The sequence below is a fragment of the Pleurocapsa sp. PCC 7319 genome, from assembly GCF_000332195.1.
In the GTDB taxonomy this organism is placed as follows: domain Bacteria; phylum Cyanobacteriota; class Cyanobacteriia; order Cyanobacteriales; family Xenococcaceae; genus Waterburya.
Map to the genome: position 1 here is coordinate 95,467 of NZ_KB235920.1, position 6,414 is coordinate 101,880.

Genomic DNA, 6,414 nt, shown 5'->3' on the forward strand with positions numbered 1-6,414 from the left:
GTATAAGTGGTTAGAAAGTGATGCTTATGAAAGTTATTCTGCTTTAGTAGATGCTGTCGAAAATATTCTCAAAAACTTTGGTACGGAATATACAATTAATTTTGTCTAGGTACTTACGACCGAAAACATAACTTAAAGCGTCAAAAGGCACACCAAATTGTCTTAAATACATTGGTTTGTCTATTTCGTCGGTTTTTCCTACCATATAAGGCATAATGAAGTCAGGACGCAATTGATAGACCTGCTGATTAGCTTTGAGCTTAATGCGGCGCATTGACAGTTCCTGTTTGCTGGAGACCACCCAATCATGAAAGCTGAACCCTGCTTCCATTTCTCTGGGAAAAATTTCAGGATACTTGGCATAAAGTTGCAGCAAATAGGCTCTATAATTGTGATTATTGGCGATTAGTTGTTGATATTGTTCTTCACTGCTAACGGGTAAACAAATACTTTTATCTCCTCTGATAGAAACTGCCATGCTTGAATTTTTACTGAAAATCAATTGATTGTTTGTTGACTTTATCTCAATTTGATTTCTTTTGTGCTTCAAGCCCCATTATCCTGAGTATTTCTACTACCCACAAAATCCGTTAGAACCAGTTTTGCAACACTACCTGAATTAGTCGGCTCGGGTGGTTTGGTCTGGGTATTAGTGATACTTTCCTCTTGCTGGTCTGGTGTGGTTAGTATGAGCTTCTGTTCACCTGGAGAACTGAGTGAGCGAGTCCTTCTTCTTCTGGCATAAGTCATATTGAATAAAATCTAAAATTGCAGTAGACATTCCTAATGGTAGTGTTTTAACTTTTGGTAGTACAAATGTAGTTGTTAGTCTAAATGATTGTTCTAAAGGACATTATGCCCTTGTGGTATACTGCTCCGCATATAATACGCCAAATGAGGAATAAGAGAAGCATTAGAATAATCTTGTTAAAACCGAATAAACAGTTTGTAAGAAATTGTAACAAAGCAGAAAAAGGAACAAAAAAAATTGTTCCTTTTAGTGTGAATTCAAGTCTTGAAAGCATTGGTTTGAAGTTGATGAACTTAAAGATACTAATTTAAATAAACCTTAAGATACCTATGAAATATCAAGACATTTTTGATTTGTATTAAGCTGTTATTTTGATTTGTATGCAAAAAGTGATAACTATATTATTAGATTAAATTTCAACAGCATTTACTATGAATATTGAGTTGCTCAAACATCAAAAAAACAGAATAATTACCGAAAATTGGCTGGATATTGAACTAACAAGAGAATAAATATTCCAATCATGAACCATCCTAAAAAAATGGTTGGCTGGAAGCTTAAATTTGCTCTTTCTCTTGCCACGGCTTGGATATTTGTTCACTATTGTGGAGCCGATATATGCAAAAGCCTGTCGAACCATAATTCTGATTCTTACTTGAGTTGGAACAAATTAAATCAGATCAAACCCTCAAGATTTTTACTTCCAAGAGTTTTAGCCCAAGAACAATTTCCCAATCCCATACCACCAAAAACTCCTCAACCACTACTCAAAAAACCTCAATTAGAACCTGAACCCAAGCCTTCCGTAGAATTAAATCCTTCCAAGTCCCTTTCTAGCTCAGAAATTGAGGATACATCAAGAACTATTAAGGTAAAACGGTTTGACTTTGAGGGTAATACTGCCTTTAGCGATGCAGTATTAAGAAAAGCACTAAATAAGTTAACTAATAAAGAGATTTCCTTTGGGGAGTTGTTGCAGGCAGAAGAAATTATTAAAGATAAATATACTGAGGGTTGCATTAGAGGTAATAATAACGAGGAGAAGGAACTGCACTGTTACATTAATTCTGGAGCGTTTATTCCTGCTAACCAAGAAGTGACACCAGAGAATGCTGTAGTCAAAATACAGGTGGTGGAAGGTGGCATTGAAAACATTGAAATTGAAGGCTTGAGCAAGCTAAAGACTAGTTACATTAGTAGTCGACTTCAAAGGGGGATATCTCAACCACTGGAAAGAGAGAGCCTGCTGGAACAACTACAAATCCTACAACTTGACCCTTTAATTGGTAATATCTCAGCAGAATTAGCTGCGGGTTCGCGTCCAGAAAAAAGTATTTTAGAAATTAATGTAATTGAAGCCGATTCCTTTAATATCGATCTATTTACTGACAATGCTCGATCGCCGAGTGTGGGGAGTTGGCGCAGAGGAATTAGCATTAATGAGGGTAATTTATTAGGTTTTGGCGATCGCCTGAGTGGAGAATATATTAATACTAATGGTAGTAACGGAGTTGACCTTAGTTACTCTGTGCCGATAAATTCCCGCAACACCACCATCAACCTAAGAGGGGGAGTTACTTCAACGGAAGTAGTAGAAGAACCTATTGATCGCGCTGAGATTGAAGGAGATTCTTTTAACTTGGAATTTGGGGTACGCCAGCCAGTCTACCGAACTCCGACGACAGAAATTGCAGTAAGTCTCTCAGGAACTCGTCAAGAGAGCAATACTGAAGTCGAGGGACGAAACTTTCAACTCTCTGATGGTGCTGATACGAATGGCGAAACTCGTATTTCTGCCCTAAGATTTTCTCAAGAATATACCAGAAGAACCCTCCAAGATGTTTTAGCAGGGCGATCGCAATTTAACATCGGTTTAGATGTTTTAAATTCTACCGTCAACGATGACCCTGTCCCCGATAGTCGCTTCTTTGCTTGGCGCGGACAAGGACAGTATGTTAGGCGTTTGGGACAAAGTTCTTTATTGATAGTGCGTTCCGATCTGCAATTTGCCACCACCAATCTAGTTCCTCTAGAGCAGTTTAGCGTTGGTGGTCTACAGAGTGTTAGGGGTTATCGCCAGGATGCTTTATTGACTGATAATGGCTTCTTTACTTCTGCGGAGGTGCGTTTGCCTATTTACCAAGCCCGATCAGTGGAGGGTTTATTATCCGTCGTGCCATTTTTGGATTTTGGTGTCGGCTGGAATGAGAACAGCGATGATAATCCAGAAGATAATGTTTTGCTGGGTTTGGGTTTAGGTTTGCAATGGCAAATGGGAGATACGTTAGATGCTCGAATTGATTATGGTATTCCTCTAATCGATGTGCAAGATAGCGGTAATACCTTACAAGAAGATGGGGTTTATTTTTCGGTTAATTACAGTCCTTTTTAACAGTTATCAGTAAATAATAATGAAATGTACAACTTGGTTATCGTTTCCCTTAGCTGCTCTTAGTTACTTAATTCCCTTAACTGCTGAAGCCCAGGTGACTCCAGATGGTACAACATCAACAACGGTTAACCAAAATGGGAATGATTTTACAATTGAGCAAGGCGATCGCGCTGGTGATAATTTATTTCATAGTTTCGATGAGTTTTCTGTACCGACTGGTGGTTCAGCAGCGTTTAATAATGCGGCGAATATTGCCAATATTTTCAGTCGGGTCACGGGGAGTAATATCTCCGATATCGATGGATTAATTAGTGCCAACGGTGCAGCTAATTTATTTCTAATTAATCCTAACGGGATTATCTTTGGTCAAAATGCATCTTTAAATCTTGGTGGTTCATTTTTTGCTTCTACCGCAGATAGTTTATTGTTTGAAGGAGATACAGAATTTAGTGCTAGTAATCCACAAGCATTACCATTATTAGAGGTTAGTATTCCGATTGGTTTGAATTTTCGAGATAATCCAGGGGACATTACAGTTCAAAGTAATAATGATTCTCTCATGCTCCCGACAGAAGAAACTATTACTTTTGTTGGTGGGAATGTCACTTTTGATGGCGCAGATATTGTTGTTCCTGGCTCAAATGTTGAATTAGGAGGATTAACTGAAGCAGGAACAGTAACGATAACTGAAGAAAGTAGTTTAAGTTTTCTGGAAAATATAGCTCAAGCAAATATCTCTTTTCAGAATAATTCACGGATTTATGTTGCTGGCTCTGGAGGGGGTTTTATAACAATTAATGGAGAAAATTTAGAAATTATTGAAGGGAGTTCTCTTATTGCAGGAATTGCTCCTGGTTCCATAAATTCTGAAGCTCAAGCGGGTAATGTAACCACTAATATTAATAACGACATAACTTTATCAGATAATAGTTTTATTTTAAATGCAGTCTCGCCAAATGCTACAGGTAATGGGGGGGATTTAAACATAACAACTAATTCATTGAGTGTAAATAATTCTCAGATTTCTACCACAACATTAGGGGATGGAGATTCAGGAAATATTAATATTTCTGCCAATTCTTTAAACGTTGTTAATGGTACAGGAATTAATAGCAGTACTTTAGGAGACGGTAATGGAGGAGATATTACCATCGTCGCTGAAGAAGAAGTTCGTATTGCAGGAGCGAACGATTCACCATTATCAGTAATGGGATTTACCTTTTCACGTACCCCTAGCCTTTTAAATAATGCAATAGGAGTCGGTAGTGATGGTAATGGAGGAAATATTAATATTTCGGCTGGGAATCTAACTATTGAAGATGGTGCTCAAATTACCACTAGTAATGCAGGAAATGGAATAGGAGGAGATATCAATCTTGATATTCGTGGTGATATTTTGCTTCAAGGACGAACTCCAGTACAAATAAACGATTTAGATTTTAACTTTTTGAGTATTATTCAGACTGCTGCTGGTGGAGAATTAACTTTTGGAATTGAGACTAGTGGACAAGCTGGCAGCATTAATATTCAAGCTAATTCTCTACGACTAAATGATGCCAGCGTTATTACTAGCTTCACTGGAACTAACCAAAATGCAGGAGATATTTTGATCAGAACTGAAGAAGTGATTGCTCTTGATAGTGGTTCCATTGATAGTAGTGTTCTTCCCTTGGCAGAAGGTATGGGCGGTAATATTGATATTGAAACAAAAGTGCTTAATCTAACTGCTGGTGGTCGAATAGATAGTCAAGTTAATGGGAATTTTTTAGATAATCCAGGAGGTATTGGTCAAGGCGGTAATATTCGCATTGATGCCAGTGAATCTGTTAATATTTCAGGTTTTAGAGCAGCTTCCGAAGAGCCAGTAATTTTTAACCCTTTAGATCCAACTCAAACAGAACTAGTTGGTTTAGATTCTAGTGGTATTTTTGTGAGTGCACAGACTGGAGCTTTAGGGAAAGCTGGGATAGTTACTTTAAACACTGGTGAGTTGAATTTATTAGATAGTGGAATTATTGAAGCTATTACCGCTAATTCTAGCGATGCTGGAGACATTGAAGTTAACGTAAATACTTTAAATGCCATTGATGGAGGACAAATTATTGCAACTACTTTTAGTGAGGGCAAAGCAGGAAATATCATTATCAATAGTAACAATGCTATTAACTTGTCAGGCAGCGATCCTACTTTAGCCCAGAGGTTAGCTCAACGTCCCGATGTAATTCGTAACCAAGGAACAGATAGTGGTATTTTTGCAAACACTACCGAAGATTCTACTGGTAATGGTGGAAGTATTTTTATCCTCAATCCAGAACAGTTAACTATTCAAGATGGTGCGGAAATTTCTGTCAATAGTCTAGGTCAAGGTAGTGGGGGAGATTTATCTGTACAAACTGATGTCTTATCTCTTAATCAAGGTGAGGTTTCCGCTTCTACTGAGTCGGGAACAGGGGGAAATATCACTCTCCAAGTAAACCAGGATTTACTATTACGTAATGATAGTACTATTTCTGCTAGAGCCGCTAATGATGCTAATGGTGGTAATGCAAATATTAATTCAGAATTAGTAATTGCTTTCCCTGATGGCAACAACGACATCATTGCTAACGCGGAAAGTGGAAATGGCGGGAATATCAATATTACTACTGAATCACTATTTGGGATTGAGGAACGCCCTCTCAATCCTTTTACTAACGATATAAATGCTAGTTCTCAATTTAATATAGATGGCAATATTGTTATCAATACTCCAGAAGTTGATCCAACAAGTGGTTTATTAGAACTTCCTGAAGCGGTTAGTGATGCGAGCGATCAAATTTCGCAAAACCCCTGTGAACAGGGGAGAGGGAGTGAATTCCTTATTACAGGAAAAGGTGGTTTTCCTGCTAATCCCCAGGAAACTCTCAACAGCGGCAGAGTAAAAGTTGATTTGATTGAACCTGTTTCATCACAGCAGCAAATACAAAAATCAGACAATACATATTTTGAACCTTCAACATCCGAACCAGTACCCGCCCAAGGATGGGTATTTAATGAAGAGGGGAAAGTAATCTTTACAGCTTATTCCACAAGGGATACACCAACAAAACGCTCTGAGCAACAGCACCACACAACTTGCTCAAGTGGAATTTAACGCTATAAGTTTATCCGATTTCCACCGCATTAAAACTAACTGAACTATCAAAGAAGATTGATTTTGAATTATGTCTAATATGAAGTCCGCTTAATTAGTTCTAAAATTAATTGAAGCTATCAATATGACATAAATCAA

4 protein-coding genes are annotated in these 6,414 nt (G+C 37.8%); 2 read left to right on the forward strand and 2 right to left on the reverse strand.

Going from position 1 to position 6,414, the window contains the following annotated elements; translation table 11 throughout:
* Positions 1 to 43: 43 nt before the first annotated feature.
* Together PLEUR7319_RS34230 and PLEUR7319_RS0104145 are read right to left on the reverse strand one after the other, a co-directional pair.
* Complete coding sequence (locus tag PLEUR7319_RS34230; RefSeq protein WP_019503937.1) at positions 44 to 478, reverse strand: hypothetical protein; 435 nt, start codon at positions 476 to 478, stop codon at positions 44 to 46.
* 68 nt (positions 479 to 546) lie between these two features.
* Positions 547 to 750, reverse strand: coding sequence for a hypothetical protein (locus PLEUR7319_RS0104145; protein WP_019503938.1), 204 nt, complete (start codon positions 748 to 750; stop codon positions 547 to 549).
* 524 nt (positions 751 to 1,274) lie between these two features.
* Between PLEUR7319_RS0104145 and PLEUR7319_RS0104155 the strand changes: the two genes are divergently transcribed.
* Both PLEUR7319_RS0104155 and PLEUR7319_RS0104160 read left to right on the forward strand, forming a co-directional pair.
* Positions 1,275 to 3,143, forward strand: coding sequence for a ShlB/FhaC/HecB family hemolysin secretion/activation protein (locus PLEUR7319_RS0104155; RefSeq protein WP_019503940.1), 1,869 nt, complete (start codon positions 1,275 to 1,277; stop codon positions 3,141 to 3,143).
* A gap of 19 nt (positions 3,144 to 3,162) precedes the next feature.
* Positions 3,163 to 6,276, forward strand: coding sequence for a filamentous hemagglutinin N-terminal domain-containing protein (locus PLEUR7319_RS0104160; RefSeq protein WP_019503941.1), 3,114 nt, complete (start codon positions 3,163 to 3,165; stop codon positions 6,274 to 6,276).
* The last annotated feature ends 138 nt before the right edge of the window (positions 6,277 to 6,414 follow it).

Bases quoted from the DNA above. Each gene is read 5' to 3' on its own strand.
- PLEUR7319_RS0104155 (WP_019503940.1), top strand. From the start codon at position 1,275: ATGAACCATCCTAAAAAAATGGTTGGCTGGAAGCTTAAATTTGCTCTT.
- PLEUR7319_RS34230 (WP_019503937.1), bottom strand. From the start codon at position 478: ATGGCAGTTTCTATCAGAGGAGATAAAAGTATTTGTTTACCCGTTAGC.
- PLEUR7319_RS0104160 (WP_019503941.1), top strand. From the start codon at position 3,163: ATGAAATGTACAACTTGGTTATCGTTTCCCTTAGCTGCTCTTAGTTAC.
- PLEUR7319_RS0104145 (WP_019503938.1), bottom strand. From the start codon at position 750: ATGACTTATGCCAGAAGAAGAAGGACTCGCTCACTCAGTTCTCCAGGT.